The sequence below is a fragment of the Bacillus sp. Bwzl_19 genome (genome assembly GCF_054900515.1).
Genome location: NZ_CM142729.1, coordinates 1,440,188 through 1,460,500 on the forward strand (window position 1 = coordinate 1,440,188; position 20,313 = coordinate 1,460,500).

The window sequence follows — 20,313 nt, forward strand, 5'->3', positions numbered from 1 at the left end:
GACGGAAAGTAACAACATGAGAATATGTAAAGGGAGTGTCAGTCCATGCTGAAACCGTTTGTCCCCCAGCTTGTTTATATAGAACCGCGAGCGCTCGAATACCCGTTAGGGCAAGAGCTGAAAAGTAAGTTTGAAAACATGGGACTTGAAATCAGAGAAACGACATCGCATAATCAAGTCCGGAATATTCCGGGAAAAAACCATTTGCAGCAATATCGGAACGCAAAATCAACATTGGTGATCGGCGTCCGGAAAACATTGAAATTCGATTCTTCAAAGCCGTCCGCTGAATACGCCATTCCATTTGCGACGGGCTGTATGGGGCATTGCCACTATTGCTACCTGCAGACAACGATGGGATCAAAGCCTTACATCCGTACGTATGTCAATGTGGAAGAGATTCTGGATCAGGCTGATGAGTATATGAAAGAACGGGCTCCGGAATTTACAAGATTTGAAGCCTCTTGTACGTCTGACATCGTAGGAATCGATCATCTGACACACACATTAAAAAGGGCCATTGAACACTTCGGACAAAGTGAATTGGGAAAGCTTAGATTTGTGACCAAATTTCACCATGTCGATCATTTGCTTGATGCGAAGCATAACGGAAAGACAAGGTTCAGATTCAGCATCAATGCGGATTATGTCATTAAAAATTTTGAACCGGGAACATCTCCGCTCGACAAACGGATTGAAGCCGCCGTCAAAGTCGCTAAAGCGGGCTATCCGCTCGGTTTCATCGTGGCGCCGATTTATATTCATGATGGCTGGGAAGAGGGCTATAAGGAACTGTTTGAGAAGCTTGACGCGGCACTTGCTGAAGATGTTCGGCATGACATTACATTCGAACTGATTCAGCACCGATTCACAAAACCGGCCAAACGGGTGATCGAGAAGAACTATCCGAAAACAAAGCTTGAGCTGGATGAAGAAAAGCGAAGGTACAAATGGGGACGCTACGGAATCGGCAAGTATATATATCAAAAGGACGAAGAACATGCCTTAAGGGAAACGCTCGAGACTTATATCGAAACTTATTTTCCGAAAGCGAAAATCGAATATTTTACGTAAGGCGGAGCTGTCGGCATGACGGCTCTTTTTTTGCTGCGCCAAATGGCGGAAATTTTTGATATTTATTTCAAGGTTTATTCATTTTCTTGGCCGAAAGACCGATATAACATTCAGGAGGGGATGGTTATGTTTAAAAAAATGCATATCAAAATTGCTGTATTTGTCTCAGCAATGCTTTTCGTAACGGTTGTTTTTTTAACGGTTTCTTCATATTTGACATTAAAGCCCATGATGACGGAGGAAGCAAAACGTACGACAGAGAATGTCACCAATTCACTCGGTCAGAACATTGAGCTTCAGCTGAAAAATGATGAGACTGTATTATTGAGATTAGCAGGCGGTGAATTGTCCCGGACGTTTTTAACAGATGGGAAGAAAGAAACCGCACAGCTCTTTAATGATGAGTTAAAGCAGATCGGACAGAATGACAAATATGTCGCGCTTGCATACGTCGGAACCGCGAACAAACAAATGTTTACATATCCAAAGGCTGATTTTGCCAAAGACTACGATCCGACAAATAGAACGTGGTATAAGATGGCGGTCGAAAAACCGGATAAGGTGGTCTGGACTGAGCCTTATAAAGATGTTGTGACGGGAGACATGATCGTGACAGCGGCAAAAGCCATACAAAACAATGGAACCGTCATCGGAGTGGCGAGCTTAGACCTGAAGCTGTCCTCCATTCAGAGCATGGTCAATGATCAAAAGGTTCCATATAAGGGGTTTGCATTTTTAACGGATGAAAACGGTTCTCTTCTGGCGCATCCGTCAAAACAGGGGAAAAACATTTCGGAAGATCAAACGTTAAAAGAAATCAGCTCAGACAAAGAAGGCGTCAAAGAGCGCGAGGGCAACATGGTTGTCTATCAAACGATAAAAGAAACAGGGTGGAAAGTCGGAACGCAGTTTGAAAAAGATCAGCTGATGGGAGTAGCTGACAAAATGAATACTGTGAGCATTTTCATGTCACTGATCGCCCTTGTGATTACGATCGGACTCAGCTATTTCCTCGCGAAATCGATAACCGGTCCGATTCAGCAGCTGATCGCCAAAACAAATTCGGTCTCAGCGGGAGATTTAACCGTCCGCGCCCAGACAAAATCAAAAGATGAAGTAGGCGTGTTAACAAAAGACTTTAACCAAATGGTTGAAAATATGAAAGAGATGGTCGAACAGGTCAAGACCTCTTCAGAAAAAGTGTCCGACACGTCTGACCAATTAACCGTCATCTCACAGGAAACAAATGAAACGAGCGGACAAATCGCAAAAGCGATAGAGGAAGTTGCCGCCGGAGCGACAGAACAAGCGTCAGAGGTTGAGACAATCAATGAAAGATCAGAAAATCTCTCAGTTAAAATAAAAGGAATCGCGGATCGCGCGGGCAGCATAAAACAACTCTCAAAATCTTCAGAGGATGCCAGCTACAAAGGACTGGATGCGCTCGGCCAGCTGCTTATGAAGTCAAATGAAGCCAATTCAGAAACGAAAAAAGTAGAGGCAATGCTGACTGATCTGGAAAAACAAACGAAAAACATAGAAGAAGTCGTGACGGCAATATCAGCGATTTCAGACCAGACGAATCTCTTGGCGCTGAATGCGAGTATTGAGGCCGCAAGAGCGGGAGAAAGCGGCCGGGGCTTTGCCGTCGTCGCTGAAGAAGTCCGCAAGCTTGCTGAACAATCAGCTCTTTCTTCCGGCCATATCAGTGAGACGGTCCGACTGATTCAATCAGAGACAAAAGATGCGTCACACGCAATGATCGAGGCAAGCAGAATGAATGATGAACAAAACAGCGCCATTCATGAAACGGGTGAAGTGCTCAATCTGATTACGACAGAAATGCAGTCTCTCGTTCAAGGCATAGATCATATTTACAATGACATTCAAAAAATGAGTGAAGAACAAGCGGCGATACAAGAAGCGATTCAAAGCATTTCCGCTATTTCTCAAGAATCTGCGGCAGCGGCGGAAGAAGTGAATGCTTCAACTGATGAACAGCTCGTTACGCTTGAAAAAGTGAAGCAATCAACTGACATGTTAAAGAGCGCGAGTGAAGATCTGATCAGCGCCATTTCTAAATTCACCTTGTAGCGCGGACTCTTTTTCACTCTAGTCTGTAATATGGTAATCTAGACATGAAAGAGTGATATATGAATCGCATCAGGGGAGGAAAGCGCAGTGAACAAAACGGTCGGATTTATCGGTTTAGGCGTCATGGGAAACAGTATGGCAGCGCACATTTTAGAAGCGGGTTATCCTGTTTTAGTCTACACGCGGACGAAACAAAAAGCGGAGGAGATCCTGAATAAGGGAGCGGTCTGGCAGGAGACAGTCAAAGACCTTTCAGAGAAAGCAGACATCATTATTACTATGGTCGGCTATCCGAGCGATGTCGAGGAAATCTATCTCGGCGAAAACGGTATTCTCCGGCATGCGAAAGAAGGGGCGTTTGTCATTGACATGACGACATCAAAACCGTCTTTGGCGAAAAAGATAGCGGAGAAGGCCAAAGAGAAGTCAATTCACGCCTTGGACGCACCCGTTTCCGGCGGTGACATCGGCGCCCGGAACGGAACGCTTGCCATTATGGCCGGCGGAGAAAAAGAAGCATTTGAAGCATGTCTGCCGCTTTTCTCCGTTATGGGGGAGAACATTCAGTATCAAGGGCCGGCAGGGAGCGGCCAGCATACGAAAATGTGCAATCAGATCGCGATTGCAGCAGGAATGGTCGGAGTGGCTGAAGCGATGGCTTACGCTGAAAAATCCGGTCTGAACCCGGAACAAGTGCTGAAAAGCATTACAACCGGAGCGGCCGGAAGCTGGTCTTTGTCCAATCTCGCTCCCCGCATGCTGAAAGGCGATTTTGCACCCGGATTTTACGTGAAACACTTTATAAAAGACATGGGAATCGCTCTTGAAGAAGCGGAGCTCATGGGAGAAGAGATGCCCGGATTGGCGCTTGCCAAATCATTATACGACAAGCTTTCCGCGCAAGGTGAAGAAAATAGCGGGACTCAAAGCATTTATAAGCTTTGGGTGAAATAAAAAAAGATTGCCCGAATGCGATATTTTATGGATGCCGAGGAAGCGAAGGCTTACGATGGTGTTTTGTAAACAACGATCTGCAAACCTTGTATTCTTAGAGCCTTTAATGAAGACAGGAACTTGGCAGGGGAATGTATTAACGTGTATCCATTTATAATGTTCTACTGTGAATAGTTTGGAAAATCCCCCTCGTTTGTTTGATGCAGACTGTCTATTATAAATCAAAAGGGGGATTTCCGAATAATTATAAGGATTAATACAACTTTCCAACAGTAGGATGTATCATGTTTGATTCAAACTATGAATTCGAGTAACCCAAATGTACATAGCGATAAATCGAGTTTGTGTTCCCACAATTAAAACCTAATAATTTGCATCCGAAATTGAAACTCTACAGATTAGCCTTCTAGCAAAACTGAAAAATAAAAAAGGATGTATCGTAATAAATCCAAGAGATAAATCCAAGAGATTTACGAAAACATCCTCGATTCAGAGATTTCATCATTACACTGTTTTTTGAGAATTCCAGATGAAATCAACGTTAAACCCATTTGTTAATAATATGAATTTTAATGTTGTACAGTAATATAGTGTTTCAGTACTCCTCTATGGGTTTGATTTCCCCAAGTCGTTGCCACCATTACATCATACTTGCCTGCTGGAATATTTTTTGTTGAAAAGCTTACTTTAAAACTGCGAATATTACGGCCATTAACAATTGTATATTTGACTGAATCTCCTTTTTTATTTAAAAGATCAACTACAACACCCTCGTTTAGCTCATGATTAGACATAGTACCTGTTACGACAATAGAAGTAGCGTGTTTTGAGTAAGTATTAGCATCTGTTTGGAATTTAATTGCTCCTTTTGAAGTCATGGCAAACGCTTCTGAACTGTTTGAGAAAATCCCGAATGTCAAAAGAGCAGCTGCGAATAGTGTCATTACAATTTTTTTCAATTGAAACTTCCTTTCTCCATTTATTTAGAAACCCATTTACCTATACTAATAAATTTTGGAAAAGTATTCAACGGAAAAATAGGTAAATTCTACTTTTTATTATAAAAAAGTATTACTAAAGAAGTGAAAGGCTGAGCAAAATCAATATAATCATCACGTTTGAGATTTTACAAAAAAGCTCCCGACACCTCTCTGCCGGGAGCTTCAAAAGTTTATAAATTTATAAAGTGCAGGAAAAAGATTGCCCGTCGGGGCAATCTTTTTTTATTTATTTTCCGATGAATTGCTGTGTCCAGATGTTACCTGATTCTACATAACCGACACCGATTTGAGTGAACTCGGGGTTCAGGATGTTCTTTCTGTGGCCTTCACTGTTCATCCAAGCTTTGACGACGGCTTCCGGAGTCGGCTGCCCTTTGGCGATATTTTCACCGGCAGTTTTATAAGTGATGCCGAAAGATTTCATCATATCAAAAGGTGAGCCGTAAGTAGGGCTTTGGTGATCGAAATAGTTTTTGTCTTTCATATCCTGTGATTTTGCGTGAGCTGATTTGCTTAGTTTTTCATCAATCTGTAAAGGTTTTAAGCCTTGCTTTTGTCTCTCTGCATTTGTCAATTCAACGACTTTCTTTTCGTACGCACTGACAGATGAAGGAGTTTTCTCGCTGCTGTTGTTTGTGTTATCTGTCTGCTTTGCATTGTCAGCAGTCTGGTTTTGACCGGCTTTCGGTTTTTCAGCAGCTGCCGGAGCCGTTTTTACCGGTGTTTCTTTTTGAACGTCTTTAACTGTCATATCAGAATGCTTTGCGTGTTTTTGCAGAAGCTGTGTCAGTTCTTTCTCATTTTTAACGTTCAGCTTTTTTACGCTTGTTTTCATATGTAGTTTTTCAACAGCCTCTTGAAGAGTCAGATGCTGTACCGTGTTTCCTTTTTTCACAGTAACGACGTGCTGGCATGACAGCTCTTTGGCAGATGCCTGCTGGATGCCTCCGAATGTAATCAAACTGACTGCCGCTGCGGCAGATAAGATAAATGCTTTCTTCATAAGTTCATAGCCTCCCAGAGAAGTTTTTTTCTACATGAAAAATCTTATCACAGCTTTTTTGTCATAATGCAGCCAGCCATTTCCTTTGACAACAAACTTTTGTCATAATTGTAATTGAGCACAGAAAAATGGCTTTATATCAGGATAAACGATCTGTATTTATTTTTTAAAATCCGTTACATCACTTCAAGTTATTTGAAGTGTTAGATATATTTTAAGATAATTTGATCTTGACAGTTTTTTTTACCCGTTTTCGCTGTAACAACTTTTACAAAAATGTTACAATTAAAATCTGTTTATGTAAATATATTGTATGATGTGAGAGGTGTAATAGAAAGTGGCTGAAGTCGCGCGCGACCCAAAGAAAAAAACGAAACGTTACAGAGCGCTGAGAATGAATCTCTATTTTTTGATTGTTTTCCTTCTCTTTACGGCACTGATTTTTAAACTCGGCGTCGTCCAGATTGTCGAAGGTGATAAACACCGTCAGGATGCGGAGAAGGCAAACGCAAAAACCGCCTATTATCCGACACCGAGGGGAAAGATGTATGACAGGCAGAACAGGGTGGCGGTAGATAACCAGGCCGTGCCTGAAATTGTATACGTATCCACCTCAAAAACCTCGGCAAAGGACAAATTGAAAACGGCAAAAAATCTCGCCGCACTGATCCATATTGATACTGAATTTATGAAGGATCGAAATATCATTGATTACTGGCTTGCGGCACATCCGAAGAAGGCAGAAAAGCTTATGAAGGATTCAGAAAACAACCTGAAATCGCAAGAAGTATACAAACGCCAGATTGAACGAGTCCCTAAGCAGGAGATTGATGCGATCAAAAAAGATAAAAAAGAGCTGCAAATCGCGGCGATTTATACGCGTTTTTCAAGCGGCAACGCCTATCAGCCGCAAGTCGTTAAATCAATGAACCCGAATAAGCTGAACGGCAACGGAAACAGCGGTTCACTGCTTGACGAGCATGAAAATAATAAGCAAAAACCGAAAAGCGACCTGACATATGAAGAAGTTTCCGTCGTATCCGAGCACCTGAAAGAGCTCCCCGGCATTGACGTAATCAATGACTGGACGCGGAAATATCCGTACGACAAAACGCTGTACTCTCTGTTCGGCGGCGTGACGACACCGGAACAGGGATTGTTGGGCGAACGGAAAGATTACTATGTCACAAGAGGCTACTCACTGAATGACCGAGTGGGTAAAAGCTACATTGAATATCAATATGAAGACTATTTAAACGCACATAAAGAAAAAGTAGAGTATGTGGAAAACAGCAAAGGTGAAGTTGTCAGCCAAAAGCCCGTCGATGAAGGCAGCAGAGGCTACGACCTGCAGCTCTCGCTCGATATGGAACTGCAGTCGAAAGTCGAAAAGGTCATTGAAAAAGAGCTGAGAAGAAGCCGCGCCGCAGGCAACTATATGGTTGACAGAGGATTTGCCGTCATGATGGACCCGAACAATGGGGATATTCTCTCAATGGCGGGGAAACGCATCGATCTCGAAACAAATAAAATTCAGGATTTTGCGATCGGAGCATTTACGACCCAATATGAGATGGGCTCTTCTGTTAAAGGAGCGACTGTTCTCGCGGGTTACCAAAGCGGCCTCCCGCATTATAAAACGTTTGTCGATGCACCGCTTAGTTTTAAAGACAAAACGACAAAACAATCGTGGACACAAATGGGACCCATTACTGAGCTGACCGCGCTGCAAAGAAGTTCAAACGTATATATGTTTCATGTAGCCATGCATATCGCGGGTATTACCTACACCCCGGGCGGCACGCTGCCGGCCGGATTAGACGATATTAAAAAAATGCGCAACTACTACGCCCAATTCGGCTTGGGTGTGAAAACCGGGATTGACCTTCCTCAGGAATCAGCGGGAATGCAGTCAAATCCGCAATTGGTCGGGGGATTGCTGCTGGATTTTGCGATCGGACAATTTGATACATATACGCCGCTTCAAATGGCCCAATATATTTCAGCCATCGCAAATGGCGGGTATCGCGTCCAGCCGCGAATTGTCACAAGCATTCATGAACCGGACAGCAAAAATAAGATCGGAAAAGCGATTGAACAGCGCGATATTAAAGTTTTGAACAAAGTAAATAACAGCCCGAGCGATTTTGACCAAGTTCATAAAGGGATGAAATTGGTTACAAGCTCACCTCAAGGAACGGCTTATTCAACGTTCCAAGGTTCCGGCGCTGATGTTTCCGGTAAAACGGGAACGGCACAGACGTTCTATTACGGAACGAACAGAAACTGGTGGGGAAAAGATACGTATAACCTGACCTTTGTCGGCTATTATCCGTCAGAACATCCAAGAGTGGCATTCAGCGTCGTCGTTCCGTCTGTTCGAGATGATAAAGACCATGTCAGCAAGAACATTGCCAAGGGAGCAATTGACGCTTACAAAGAACTTGAAAAGAAATACAATAAAAAATAACAAATGAAAGGGCCGCCGAATATATCGTGCGCCCTTTCTTTCATTCAGGAAAATTGACGTTCACAATAAGAATAGAAGGAGAATGCTCATTTTTTAGCGAATCAATCTAGTGGAAATTCTTTTTATATCAGTCCGTGACCAGCCTGCAGTGCGAGTATATTGCAAAGGAGGGATTCTGTGGAACAGGATACTCAGCATGTAAAACAGCTTCAATCGAAAAACGATCTTCATGCCGTATTGACGTCTAACGGGCGTATTATGTATATTTCTGCAAACTGCAAATCATATTTCAGCTATTCCCAGGAAGAGATGATCGGATCGTTTCTCAAAACGTTCCTGCATGAAGAAGATCAATTTTTGGTTGAAAGTTACTTCTACAATGAGCATCATTTAATGCCTTGCACCTTTCGTCTTATTAAAAAAGATCATACCATCGTATGGCTTGAAGCGGGTGTGGAAATTGTCACACCGCAAATGGAGGGGACAGATCGGGAAATCATCCTTAAAATCAAGGTGCTTAAGGAGAAGACACCCCCGAGGCCTTATATGCATGAAGAAAAGAAGCGAAAGGCAGAACAACAGTCCGCAGAGGCGGCTGGAAACGGCGAATTTGAGCGTCTTGTCGAAATGCTGCCGAATCCTTTATATGTCAGCATCAACGGTACAATCGCGTACGCCAATAACGCGATGCTTGCCATGCTGGGAGCCGATAGCAAAGACGCGGTAATCGGCAGGCAATCTTATGAGTTTATCGAAGAAGAGTATCACGACATTGTGAAAAACCGAATTGTGCGGATGCAAAAAGGGATGGAAGTCGGAATGATTGAACAGACGTGGAGAAGGCTTGACGGCACGCCCGTTCATTTAGAAGTGAAGGCGGCACCGACGACATATAAAAACCAGCGGGCGGAATTGCTGCTGCTGATTGATATTTCTTCACGGAAAAAATTCCAAACGATTTTGCAAAAAAGCAGAGAGCGGTATCAGCTCCTCATTCAGAACTCAATTGATACGATCGCCGTGATTCACAATGACAAATGGGTATTCATGAATGAGTCGGGTATTTCTCTGTTTGAGGCCGAAACCTATGAAGATTTAATCGGGAAAAACGTCTATGATCAGCTTCATCCCTGCGATCATGATGGCGTGAAACAGCGGATCCGAAATATTATCGACCGAAAGACCGAGTCAGAAATCATTAAGCAATCATGGTTTACCTTTAAAAACCGGCTGATCTACACGGAAATGGTCTGCATTCCGACGACGTTTTTCGGAGAAATGGCCGTGCAGGTCATTCTGCGTGACATTTCTGAGCGGAAGCAGACGGAGGAATTAATGCTGAAGTCGGAAAAGCTGTCTATCGCAGGTCAGCTGGCGGCGGGAATCGCTCACGAAATCCGTAATCCGCTGACGGCGATCAAAGGATTTTTACAGCTCATGAAGCCGACGATGGAGGAAAACGAACATTATTTTGAAATTGTGTTTTCTGAACTGAGCAGAATCGAATTAATTTTAAGTGAGCTTTTAATGCTTGCCAAACCTCAGCACAATGCCGTGAAAGAGCGTGTCAACTTAAAGAAAATTATAAGTGAAGTAACCGCTCTGTTAGAGACGCAGGCAAATCTTAAAGGAATATTTATCAAAACAGATTACGAACGGGACAGCATGTTTATTAACGGTGATCAAAATCAGCTGAAGCAGGTGTTTATCAATCTGATTAAAAATGCCGTTGAGTCGATGCCGGATGGGGGAACAGTCCATATTCTCATGACAGAAGATGAGTATTCCGTTAATGTGACGGTGAAAGACGAGGGTGACGGGATACCGGAAAACGTGCTGAAACGGATAGGCGAACCGTTTCTGACAACGAAAGAAAAAGGAACCGGCCTGGGGCTGATGGTCACATTCAATCTCATTAAAAACCATCAGGGAGCCATTCAAGTAGACAGCAAACCGGATAAAGGCACGGCTTTTCACATTACATTCCCGAAACAATAAAAAACAACGGCGTTATGCCGTTGTTTAAATAGTCTGCATGGATTCTCTCGTTTTTAAAATAAATGCTTCCAGCCGGTCCAAGCCTTCTCTCAATGTATCCAGTGAATATGCGAATGACAGCCTCACATACCCTTCACCCAATTTTGAAAACGAGCTGCCGGGCACAAGAGCCACACCTGCATCCTCTAAAAGAGCCATACTAAAATCAAACGATGACATTCCGAATGACTTAATGGAAGGGAAGATATAAAATGCGCCTGACGGCTTTACAACGTCAAGCCCCATTGAAACAAGACGGTCATATACATAGTCAAGCCGCTTTTTATACTGTTCTCTCATAATAAGCGCATCATCAACGCCGTTTGTCACAGCTTCAAGCGCCGCTTTCTGGGAGATAGAGGACGCGCATGTCACACTGTATTGGTGAACTTTTAAGATGTGCTTGGCAATTTCTTTCGGTGCGAAAATGAAACCGATTCTCCAGCCCGTCATGCTGTGTGATTTTGACAGGCCGTTGATTACGATTGTCTGGTCCTTCAAAAAAGACGCGATCGAATAATGCGGTCTGTCATAGGTTAATTCGCTGTAAATCTCATCAGACAGCACAAAAACATTTCTGCCCTTCAGTACGGCTGCAATGTTTTTCAGCTCTTCCTCTGACAAGGTCACTCCGGTCGGATTTGACGGATAAGGAAGAATGACGCATTTTGTTTTCGGCGTCAGTGCTTCTTCTATGAGCCGCGCCGTCAGCTTAAATCCGTGTGTCGTCGTATCAACATGGACGGGAACGGCGCCCGACATGCGGATGATCGGTTCATAGCCGGGATAAATCGGTCCGGGGAGAATGACTTCATCGCCTGGAGATAAAATCGTCCGCAAAGACGCGTCAATCGCCTGGCTTGCTCCGGTCGTAACGATGATTTCAGTTTCGGCTTCATAATTTAAATCAGCTTTTTTCTTCATATAAAGCTGTACGGCCTGTCTCAGCTCAAGGCCGCCCGCATTCGGAGTATATGCCGTTGCGTTCTCGTCGATTGCTTTTTTTGCGGCCGCTTTGACATGGTGCGGCGTGAAAAAGTCCGGCTGACCGATCGTAAGCGAAATGACATTGTCGTGCTGGGCTACAAGATTTGAGAATTTGCGAATTCCTGAAATTTCAATTTCTTTTACATTCGGATTAAGCAAATGTTCCATAATTCATCACCTTATACTATATATTGAGTTTATCCTATTTTACCACTAGCTGAGCATTTGTCATCTATTTAATTGAACTATCCCGAGTATATGTCCGATATGTGAAAACATACCTTCTTTCAGAAAAAAATAAGACAACCAGCTGAAATGATTGTCTTCATTGTATCATGATCTATCTATTGTGATATGTGGCGAAGGTCATTAATACCCGTATTCAAAGCTGATGTCTTCCCGCCATACGATGTATGGAGCCGGCTTATCGGGACGCTCTTTCGCCTCTTTTTTCATTTGCAGGTAAGCCGTTTTGCTGATATCTTCTAACACCGTCATTTGATCTTGGTCGAATATGACTACTGTACCCATTTATTACACCCTTCTTCCTGAAAAATCCTTGACTATTTTACCACTCGATGTCAAAAAGTCAATGGGCTATCAGAAAAAAGAATCTTTTTATAAAGAGTTAATGTTCAGTTGTCCGGAATACATTCACTTTTTCCGTTTACAGCCGATATATACAATACAATACTGAATGCGGATAGCGAGGGATTGAATTGTCTTTACAACAATACGATATTTTATTGGATTCAGGCACAAATGAATTAGAAATCGTCAAATTTGAAGTAGGTGTCAATACATTTGGCATAAACGTGATGAAAGTCCGGGAAATTATTCAGCCGGTAGATGTCACATCTGTGCCTCAGTCTCACAAAGACGTAGAAGGGATGATTAAGCTGAGAGGCGAAATTCTTCCCGTCATCAGCCTGTATACCTTTTTCGGCGTTGAAGCCGAAGGAGCAAAAGACGATAAATATATCGTGACGGAATTCAACAAACGGAAAATCGTCTTTCATGTCGGTTCCGTTTCACAAATCCACAGGGTGTCCTGGGAAGCGATTGAGAAGCCGACTTCGCTGAATCAGGGCATGGAGCGGCACTTAACGGGTATCATTAAACTGGAAGACACGATGATCTTTTTACCTGATTACGAAAAGATCATTTACGATATTGAATCGGCATCCGGAGTTGAGACTTATCATGTCCATCAGGAAGGGTTTGATGAAAGACGGTCGGGCAAAAAACTGATCATCGTTGAAGATTCGCCGCTTCTGATGCGCCTCTTGACTGATGAGCTGACTGAAGCGGGGTACAGTGAAATCGTTACGTTTGAAAATGGTAAAGAAGCGTATGATTACATCATAAAACTGACGGATAACGGAGAAAACCTGTCTGACCATATCGACATGATCATCAGTGACATTGAGATGCCGAAAATGGACGGGCATCGTTTGACGAAGCTGCTTAAGGATAACCCGCAAAGCTCTGACGTGCCGATTATGATCTTCTCGTCTCTGATTACGGACGACCTGCGCCACCGGGGCGAAGTCGTCGGAGCAGATGAACAGATCAGCAAGCCTGAAATCAGCGAGTTAATTAAAAAAGTGGATACGTACGTTATTGAATAGAAAAAAGCCGGTGCGTCATGCATCGGCTTTTTTGAATTAAAAATAACTCTCACCAAGTTTTTTAAACACGGGTTTATGATAAGCGGGCTGCTGTCTGTTGGCGGCAAGGGGTTTTTCCTTTAAGCCCACATATTTTTGCAATAAGTTTTTCGCTCTTGTCAAAGACATTTGTGCTTTAGGATTGCGGTACGATTGATTTAACGTACCTAAATGCGGAAGATGCTGGAAGTCTTCTTTTGTTGGAGGCATGTGAAAATAGTAGTCTCCGATAGAGATAAGTACGTCTGACTGCTGTTGGCTAAACCTGGGATTATTTGAAAAGTGAAGCCCTATTTTTTTCCCTTTGCCTTCTTTCACAAGCTTTTGTAATGCCCGTTTTTTCAGCAGATAAAGGTATTTAGGGTTGGGGGCGGTTTTTGCATGGCGGTTCACAGTATAAACAGCTTTTGAAAGATTCTCGATGGTTGGCTGCAGCTCTTTCGAATAAGCGTGGTCGTCCATTATTTCTCTCCTTTGCATTGATCAAGTTCATATATAGATTATACTTTTTTAGCATTGAAATGCAAATATTGATTATAAAAATACGCCTTTTTCTGATGAAAAGGGCGCATTTTTTTCCTTTATTAGACAGGATTCGCGTGTTTTTCAGAATCAGCTTTTAATGATCGCTGCACATCGACTTCTGCTGCCTCGGCGCTGTATTTCGGAAGGGCGATAAAATAGAACACAAATACCGCCAAAATCACGACTCCCATGCCGTAATAAAGGTAATCAATATTGGAAACGAATTTCGGAAATAACAGGGCGACCAGTCCGAGTGTAATGGATTGGGCAAACATCATAAAAGGATCCTGCCAGCCGCTGACCCGGCCCATTATTTTCGGATGAACGATTTTCGGCATCCAGCCGCCGATGGCGATATTGACAGGTCCGATGCACATGCCGAGAACGAAAGCGGCCGTATAATAAATCCACAGCTTATCCGTATAACCGAGGACAAAAATGAGCAGCCCGGCTGCCAAAATAGGAATCGACATCAAATGATGCGGTTTGACTTTTTTGGCGATCATTGTTCCGATCACACTTCCGGCAAGCAGGCCGAAGCCGAGCGCGACGGTGAAGATTGAAGTGTGTGATTCATAATGATCAGGCGCAAGTCCGTATTTCATCGTAAACATCGGCAGTACGGCAAAGCCGCCGTTGACAAATCCAAAGATAAAAAAGCCGAAAATAAGGGAAGCAAGCAATTTGTTTTTAACAATATATACGATCCCTTCTTTAAAATCAGCGGCCGAATCTTTCAGAAACGAATCCCCCCATTTAAAAGGGCCGTTCGGCTGACGGGCTTCTTTCGGAATGCGGCAGGCGCGGATCAGAAAGCCTGACACAATAAAGCTGACAAAATCAAGGATAATGGCTCCGTGAACACCGATCGTTTTATACATAAACGCCCCCATACCGACGCCGAATACCATAAAGATGCTGAACAGGATCTGGTTAAGCCCCGCAGCTTTCGCATAATGCTCCTTAGGCAGAATAGCTTGTACAAGGCTGGCTTCCGCCGGGAAAAAGAACTTGGTCACGGCGCTTCTGATGAACAAAATACAGAAGACGAAAGGAATATTCCCGCTGTATAATGCCGCAAACAATACGACCGTCAGTCCCGCCCTGATCCAGTCACAATTTTCTGCGACCTTTTTCCTGTCAAGCCGGTCAGCTGCGACACCGACAATAAGAAATACGAAAACCGTCGGCAGTGAATACATCAGCTCAGCCAAAGTCGTGTATGCCGGCTGGTTGGCAAAGCGGTCCAGCAAGTAAAAAGCGAAAGCCATATTACCTACAGTCGTTCCCATTTGAGAAGCGAGTGCTGCGAAAAATAAACGGACAAAATTTCTATTTTTAAATATATCCATAAACACGCTCCTTACCCTAATGGTCCCACTGTAATATATTATCATCAGCCCGTTCTATAAACAAATAAGATCTTTCTATCTTATAATCGTCACCTTTGTTCCATTAGGAACGGTAGCGGCAAGTTCAGTGACGTCCTGATTATGCATCCGGATGCATCCTTTTGATACCGCTTTGCCGATGGAGGAGGGGTCATTTGTCCCGTGAATGCCGTAATGAAGCTTAGAGAGGCTGAGCCAATAAGCGCCGAACGGGCCGCCGGGCTTAGGCTGGCGATTCACGATATAAAATTCCCCGGTCGGTGTGGTCGTCAATATTTTTCCGACTGCGATCGGATACGTACGGATGAGTCTGCCAAGGCGGTATAATTGCAGTTTCTTCGCTCCGATATACACGACAATGGAATAGGGAATGGTGGATGGGTCGGGAAGATTCGGTATGATAATATGCTGTCCCGCGTAAATAACCGATTGGATTGAGGGATTTGCCTGAAGGAGAGCAGCAGTGCTTATTCTGAAGTCCTGCGCAATGCTTGAGATGGTTTCTCCTTGTTTCACTTGATAGGTCAGCAGTTTCATCACCCTCCTTTTTGCTCTTTTCCATATACATATTAAGGAGGGGGTGTTTGTGCATCGGGACAAAAGTCTTATTTTTGTGAGGCTTTCAAAGTAAACAGCGTAATTTCCGGTCTCGCTAAAAATCGATACGGCAGTCTTGTCGTACCAAGCCCGCGATTCACATAAACGACTGTGTCATGCAGCGTATACATGCCGTCGGTATACGTTTTTCCGTAAGGAGGTGTAATGAGAGGGCCGAAAAACGGAAGCTGCACCTGGCCGCCGTGAGTATGTCCCGACAGTTGGAGGTTCACAGGATACCGGCCGATCTTAAGAGCGGCATCCGGCTCATGAACGAGTAATATGGAAAACGTATCGGAGGAAAGACGGGAAAGGGTGCCTTCATAATCAGGTTTTCCGAGCATTAAATCATCCAAAGACGCGAGTTCAATCCGGCTTCCGTCTGTCAGCTGCACCTGACGATAGCCGTTTCGAATTACTTGAAAATCAGCAGCTTCCATCAGAGCCTTGTACGTGTTTGTGCCATAGCCGCCGTGGTCATGGTTTCCATATACACAAAATTTTCCGAAAGGAGCTTCAAGTCTTTGCAGTACGGCGAGCGCATGCTGATGATCATTATATAAATGCGGCTTATCAATTAAATCTCCCGTAAAGATAAGCAGATCGGGTTTCAGCTGATTAATCTTTTCCGCTGTTTTATTCAAGTCTTCTGTTGTAAACACGTCACTGAGATGCGTATCGCTGAATTGAACAATTTTAAAATTGTCAAAGCCGCGGGGAATCAGGCGGCTGGTGATGGTATGCCGGGTGATTTCGATCATACGCGGTTCAATATACCGGGCATAGCCGTAGCCTCCGCAAGCTGTCGCGAGAGCCGCACCCAAAATGCCGATTCCTCTTTTTAAAAATGTTCTTCTGGTCATTTTCTTCATATGTAAAACCAACCTTTGTCAGAGTTTTTCTATTATATCATCAGCTTGGCTGAAAAATCCCTTCTCAGCATGTAATGACGGGGAAGGACATCTATGGTAGAATTATGAATGATTATTCATTCAATAAAAGGGGTGGGTTTGTTATGGATAAGAAAGCAGTAATCATTACAGGCGGATCAAGCGGCATGGGAAAAGCAATGGCGAAAAAACAGGCTGAACTGGGATGGCACGTCATGGTGACAGGGAGGAACCAGGAAGCACTTGAGGAAACAAAAAAAGAAATTGAGACCTTTGAGGGACAGGTCGCCTGTTTTCAAATGGATGTCCGTTCTGAATCCGGTGCTTCAGACATGATTACAGAAGCAGTAAATGTCTTTGGCCGGCTTGATGCGCTGATTAACAATGCGGCCGGTAATTTTATTTGCCCGGCAGAAAAGCTGACGCCCAACGGATGGAAAGCTGTTATTGAGATTGTTTTAAACGGCACTTTTTTTTGCAGCCAAGCCGCGGCAAGGCATTGGATCGAGAAGGAGCAGAAGGGCGTCATATTGAATATGGCCGCCACATACGCATGGGGAGCGGGAGCAGGGGTCGTTCATTCCGCTGCAGCCAAAGCGGGGGTATTGTCACTGACAAGAACGCTGGCCGTTGAATGGGGGAGCAAATATGGCATCCGCACAAACGCGATAGCCCCAGGCCCGATTGAACGAACAGGCGGTGCGGAAAAGCTGTTTGAATCGGAAAAAGCGATGTCCCGCACTATGAACAGTGTGCCGCTTGGCCGGCTGGGCACACCGGAAGAAATCGCCGCTTTGGCAGCGTTTTTGCTATCCGATGAAGCGGCCTACATAAACGGGGAGTGTATCACAATGGACGGCGGGCAGTGGCTGAATCCTTATCCGTTTTAATTTTGATATATTGATTATTTTGCAAAACAAGCGAACGTCAAAGCCGGCCGTTCGCTTGTTTTATTTTCTATTCAAAATTATGATATAATTTTGAAAGATTAAGGGGCGATTAATTGAAGAAATTATTAAAATGGTTCGCTGTACTATTTTTAAGCAGTTTAGTTAATATCTTTAATATTTGGCACTTTATTATTTGCGCTTTTACTCCAGAGTATTATCAAAATACCAATCTTACATCTGATGAAATAATCAGATTTGAAAAGCTATATCACATAGATTTTCCTGATGAAACGAAATTTATTAAAGCCAGGGAGTATTTGAGTGGGCTCGGAGGCGATACATCGGCTGTATTATATGTGTCTCTGCCGACCGAGCTGGCGGAAACAATTTTATCTGATTATACGTATATGCCAATAAATGATACTGATAATGCCGGTTCAATGTATGGAGTTGACGTTTCCAAGAGTGTTGGCGGGTTCACAACTCTTACATTTGGCACGTTAGATAAAAAAGGAACTTTCTTTCAGTTGAAACATGATGATGATTGGGTGTTTAACAGTACCGATTGGAGTCATTACTTTTGGACAGCTGCCGGTTATAATGCTCTTATATTTATACTTGTATTTGTGATTGTGAAACAAATGAATAACATCCTTATCTAAAGAGTGATTTTAAAAATTTTCCCCTTTTATTTTAAGCTGCTCCCATACTGCCTCTTTTTCCCCTATGAATGTCTAAACCTTTGTGGTGCAGATATAATTGTGTATAATCAGACAAAGATAGAGAAGCAGGTGATAACATGTTGGACCCACTTGATATACTGACGAATATTGATGATGTCATTCCGTATTACCAAGCGATTTTTAACGCGGAGGAACAAAGAGTTGTGGGCTATGAGGTGCTCGGCCGTATTTTGGCAGATGCGGAGATTGAGAGCCTCGGGCCGTTTTTCTTAGATTCCGGCATTCCGGAAGAATATAAGCTTGAGGTCGATGACAGAGTCATCAGGCAGGCGCTGGAGCGGTTTAAAGAAGCGGATCGTGACCTGTTGATTTTTATCAACCAGGATGCAAATGTATTGATGCTTGACCATGGCGAAAGCTTTCTTGAGCTTTTGAAAGAATACGAAGAGCAGGGCATTGAACTGAACCGTATTGTGCTTGAGATCACCGAGCACAATTTCGAAGGCGACATTGAACAGCTGTACCATATGCTTGCCTACTATCGTACATACGGCATTAAAATCGCAGTGGACAATATAGGTAAGGAGAGCAGCAACCTGGACAGAATCGCGCTCCTTTCACCGGATCTTCTGAAAATAGATTTGCAGGCGCTGAAAGTATCTCAGCCGTCACCATCGTATGAGCATGTGCTGTACAGCATTTCATTGCTGGCGAGGAAAATCGGGGCCGCGCTGCTGTATGAAGATATAGAAGCTGATTTTCAGCTGCAGTACGCCTGGAGAAACGGAGGCCGATTCTTTCAAGGCTATTACCTGCAGGCGCCAAGCGGTCATTTTATAGACCGGAGCCTGTTAAAAGAACGCTTGAAAACGGAGTTTCAGCAATTTATCACGAGAGAGAAGAAGAAGCTGGAAACGGTATATGAACACTCTGAGAATTTTTATAAGCGGGTCAATCAGGCTGTTTCCGAGCTGAAGAAAACCCACCAGGCGGACGATGAGTTTATTAAAAAACTGGCGGAAAATCTGACGGACTGCTGTTTCAGAATTTATATGTGTGATGAAGAAGGCTATCAGCTGACGGGAAATGTGTTCAAGCAATCCGGTGAATGGTTTTATCAGCCTGAATACATGGAGAAAAACTGGAGCTGGCGCCCGTACTTTTTAGAAAACATCATGAAGATGCGGAATTCAAGAAAAGGCTTTTTCAGTGACCTGTACAGTGACATTGAAACGGGAGAGATGATCAGAACCTTTTCATATCCGATGGATGACAATATGTATTTATTTATCGATCTGCCTTACTCTTATTTATATGAACAGGACGGATTACTTTAAAGCGGCTGCTGTATGCCGCTTTTTTTGCTGTCATCTGAAAAAAGTTTTAAAAAACGATTGACAATGATACTGATAATCATTATCATTTGGTTATAGAGAGAAGTTACTCTCTGTTCCCCAACCCCTCTATCAGATCAAGATCCGAAAAAACTTGGCGCTACCCCCGCCAAGTTTTTTTATGTCGTCTGCGCATAAAAAGGCCTCTTCTCACATATATCTGACAATGGCGGCTCAAAAAGCGAAAAATCATTTATAAAAGGTGTATGACATTCTGAAAAAAGCTTCAAACTATTCGAAAACACGGTTTTCCCGTTTATTTCTTTTTGAAAATCCAGCGGGAAAATGCCATCCCGGTCTACTTTATGGTATGATGCTCTGTAGAACTTGTATTATAATAAATACTTGTTGATTTGAAGTTGTTTTTTGAAAGGAGTCTTTTTTTAGAATGTCACAATTAATGGGTATCATCACAAGGCTGCAAAGCCTGCAAGAAACGGCGGAAGCGGCAAGCGAGCCGATGCAGCGTTATTTTGAAGTTAACGGCGAAAAAATTTGCAGTGTTAAATATTTCGAAAAAAATCAAACGTTTGAACTGACGGTTTTCCAAAAAGGTGAAAAACCTAACACATATCCGTTTGATAACATTGACATGATTTCTATTGAAATTTTTGAGCTCCTTCAGTAATTGGATTTAATTTTTCAGGCTGACC

General features: G+C 43.3%; 17 protein-coding genes and 1 pseudogene. 10 read left to right on the forward strand and 8 right to left on the reverse strand.

The window, feature by feature from the left end; genetic code table 11:
- The first annotated feature begins 45 nt into the window (after window positions 1-45).
- The 3 genes from splB (at window position 46) to ACW5MY_RS07665 (ending at window position 4,122) form a co-directional block, all read left to right on the forward strand.
- Complete coding sequence (splB, locus tag ACW5MY_RS07655; RefSeq protein WP_013352058.1) at window positions 46-1,074, forward strand: spore photoproduct lyase; 1,029 nt, start codon at window positions 46-48, stop codon at window positions 1,072-1,074.
- A gap of 126 nt (window positions 1,075-1,200) precedes the next feature.
- Window positions 1,201-3,168 carry a methyl-accepting chemotaxis protein gene (locus ACW5MY_RS07660; protein ID WP_014470462.1) on the forward strand — a complete coding sequence of 656 codons (1,968 nt, stop codon included), beginning with the start codon at window positions 1,201-1,203 and terminating at the stop codon, window positions 3,166-3,168.
- 87 nt (window positions 3,169-3,255) lie between these two features.
- Window positions 3,256-4,122 carry an NAD(P)-dependent oxidoreductase gene (locus tag ACW5MY_RS07665; protein WP_013352060.1) on the forward strand — a complete coding sequence of 289 codons (867 nt, stop codon included), beginning with the start codon at window positions 3,256-3,258 and terminating at the stop codon, window positions 4,120-4,122.
- 569 nt (window positions 4,123-4,691) lie between these two features.
- On the opposite strand, the gene ACW5MY_RS07670 is transcribed toward ACW5MY_RS07665, so the two are convergent.
- Window positions 4,692-5,081 carry a hypothetical protein gene (locus tag ACW5MY_RS07670; RefSeq protein ID WP_014470461.1) on the reverse strand — a complete coding sequence of 130 codons (390 nt, stop codon included), beginning with the start codon at window positions 5,079-5,081 and terminating at the stop codon, window positions 4,692-4,694.
- Between the two features lie 268 nt (window positions 5,082-5,349).
- A complete protein-coding gene (locus ACW5MY_RS07675; RefSeq protein WP_013352061.1) occupies window positions 5,350-6,126 on the reverse strand; it encodes a CAP domain-containing protein in 777 nt (258 codons plus the stop codon).
- Window positions 6,127-6,463: 337 nt separating this feature from the next.
- On the opposite strand from ACW5MY_RS07675, the gene ACW5MY_RS07680 reads away from it, so the two are divergent.
- Window positions 6,464-8,596, forward strand: coding sequence for a peptidoglycan D,D-transpeptidase FtsI family protein (locus ACW5MY_RS07680; protein WP_462061812.1), 2,133 nt, complete (start codon window positions 6,464-6,466; stop codon window positions 8,594-8,596).
- 177 nt (window positions 8,597-8,773) lie between these two features.
- Window positions 8,774-10,594, forward strand: coding sequence for a PAS domain-containing protein (locus tag ACW5MY_RS07685; protein WP_014470460.1), 1,821 nt, complete (start codon window positions 8,774-8,776; stop codon window positions 10,592-10,594).
- On the opposite strand, the pseudogene ACW5MY_RS07690 reads toward ACW5MY_RS07685, so the two are convergent.
- Both ACW5MY_RS07690 and ACW5MY_RS07695 read right to left on the reverse strand, forming a co-directional pair.
- Window positions 10,575-11,788, reverse strand: a pseudogene (locus tag ACW5MY_RS07690) (aminotransferase A). The gene ACW5MY_RS07685 and the pseudogene ACW5MY_RS07690 sit on opposite strands and share 20 nt — an antisense overlap.
- Before the next feature lie 201 nt (window positions 11,789-11,989).
- Window positions 11,990-12,151, reverse strand: coding sequence for a hypothetical protein (locus ACW5MY_RS07695; RefSeq protein WP_013352065.1), 162 nt, complete (start codon window positions 12,149-12,151; stop codon window positions 11,990-11,992).
- 188 nt (window positions 12,152-12,339) lie between these two features.
- Here ACW5MY_RS07695 and cheV point away from each other — a divergent pair, with 188 nt between their 5' ends.
- A complete protein-coding gene (gene cheV / locus ACW5MY_RS07700; RefSeq protein WP_013352066.1) occupies window positions 12,340-13,251 on the forward strand; it encodes a chemotaxis protein CheV in 912 nt (303 codons plus the stop codon).
- Window positions 13,252-13,287: 36 nt separating this feature from the next.
- On the opposite strand, the gene ACW5MY_RS07705 is transcribed toward cheV, so the two are convergent.
- From ACW5MY_RS07705 to ACW5MY_RS07720, 4 genes are all read right to left on the reverse strand, one after another.
- Entirely contained in the window at window positions 13,288-13,752 is a 465-nt protein-coding gene (locus ACW5MY_RS07705) for a YkyB family protein (RefSeq protein ID WP_462061813.1), read from the reverse strand.
- A gap of 122 nt (window positions 13,753-13,874) precedes the next feature.
- Window positions 13,875-15,167: an MFS transporter gene (locus ACW5MY_RS07710; RefSeq protein ID WP_013352068.1), complete on the reverse strand. Its 1,293-nt coding sequence runs from the start codon at window positions 15,165-15,167 to the stop codon at window positions 13,875-13,877.
- Window positions 15,168-15,242: 75 nt separating this feature from the next.
- Window positions 15,243-15,737 carry a L,D-transpeptidase family protein gene (locus tag ACW5MY_RS07715; protein ID WP_088030678.1) on the reverse strand — a complete coding sequence of 165 codons (495 nt, stop codon included), beginning with the start codon at window positions 15,735-15,737 and terminating at the stop codon, window positions 15,243-15,245.
- Between the two features lie 74 nt (window positions 15,738-15,811).
- The gene (locus ACW5MY_RS07720; protein WP_013352070.1) at window positions 15,812-16,675 is read right to left on the reverse strand and encodes a metallophosphoesterase; all 864 of its coding nucleotides are present in this window, start codon (window positions 16,673-16,675) and stop codon (window positions 15,812-15,814) included.
- Window positions 16,676-16,818: 143 nt separating this feature from the next.
- On the opposite strand from ACW5MY_RS07720, the gene fadH reads away from it, so the two are divergent.
- The 4 genes from fadH (at window position 16,819) to ACW5MY_RS07740 (ending at window position 20,288) form a co-directional block, all read left to right on the forward strand.
- Window positions 16,819-17,583: a 2,4-dienoyl-CoA reductase gene (fadH, locus tag ACW5MY_RS07725; RefSeq protein ID WP_462061814.1), complete on the forward strand. Its 765-nt coding sequence runs from the start codon at window positions 16,819-16,821 to the stop codon at window positions 17,581-17,583.
- 113 nt (window positions 17,584-17,696) lie between these two features.
- Entirely contained in the window at window positions 17,697-18,245 is a 549-nt protein-coding gene (locus ACW5MY_RS07730; protein ID WP_013352072.1) for a hypothetical protein, read from the forward strand.
- A gap of 137 nt (window positions 18,246-18,382) precedes the next feature.
- Window positions 18,383-19,603 (forward strand): EAL domain-containing protein, encoded by a 1,221-nt coding sequence (locus tag ACW5MY_RS07735; protein ID WP_014470459.1) that lies wholly within the window; start codon window positions 18,383-18,385, stop codon window positions 19,601-19,603.
- A 445-nt stretch (window positions 19,604-20,048) separates the two neighbouring features.
- Complete coding sequence (locus tag ACW5MY_RS07740) at window positions 20,049-20,288, forward strand: YkuJ family protein (RefSeq protein WP_013352074.1); 240 nt, start codon at window positions 20,049-20,051, stop codon at window positions 20,286-20,288.
- Window positions 20,289-20,313: the final 25 nt, after the last annotated feature.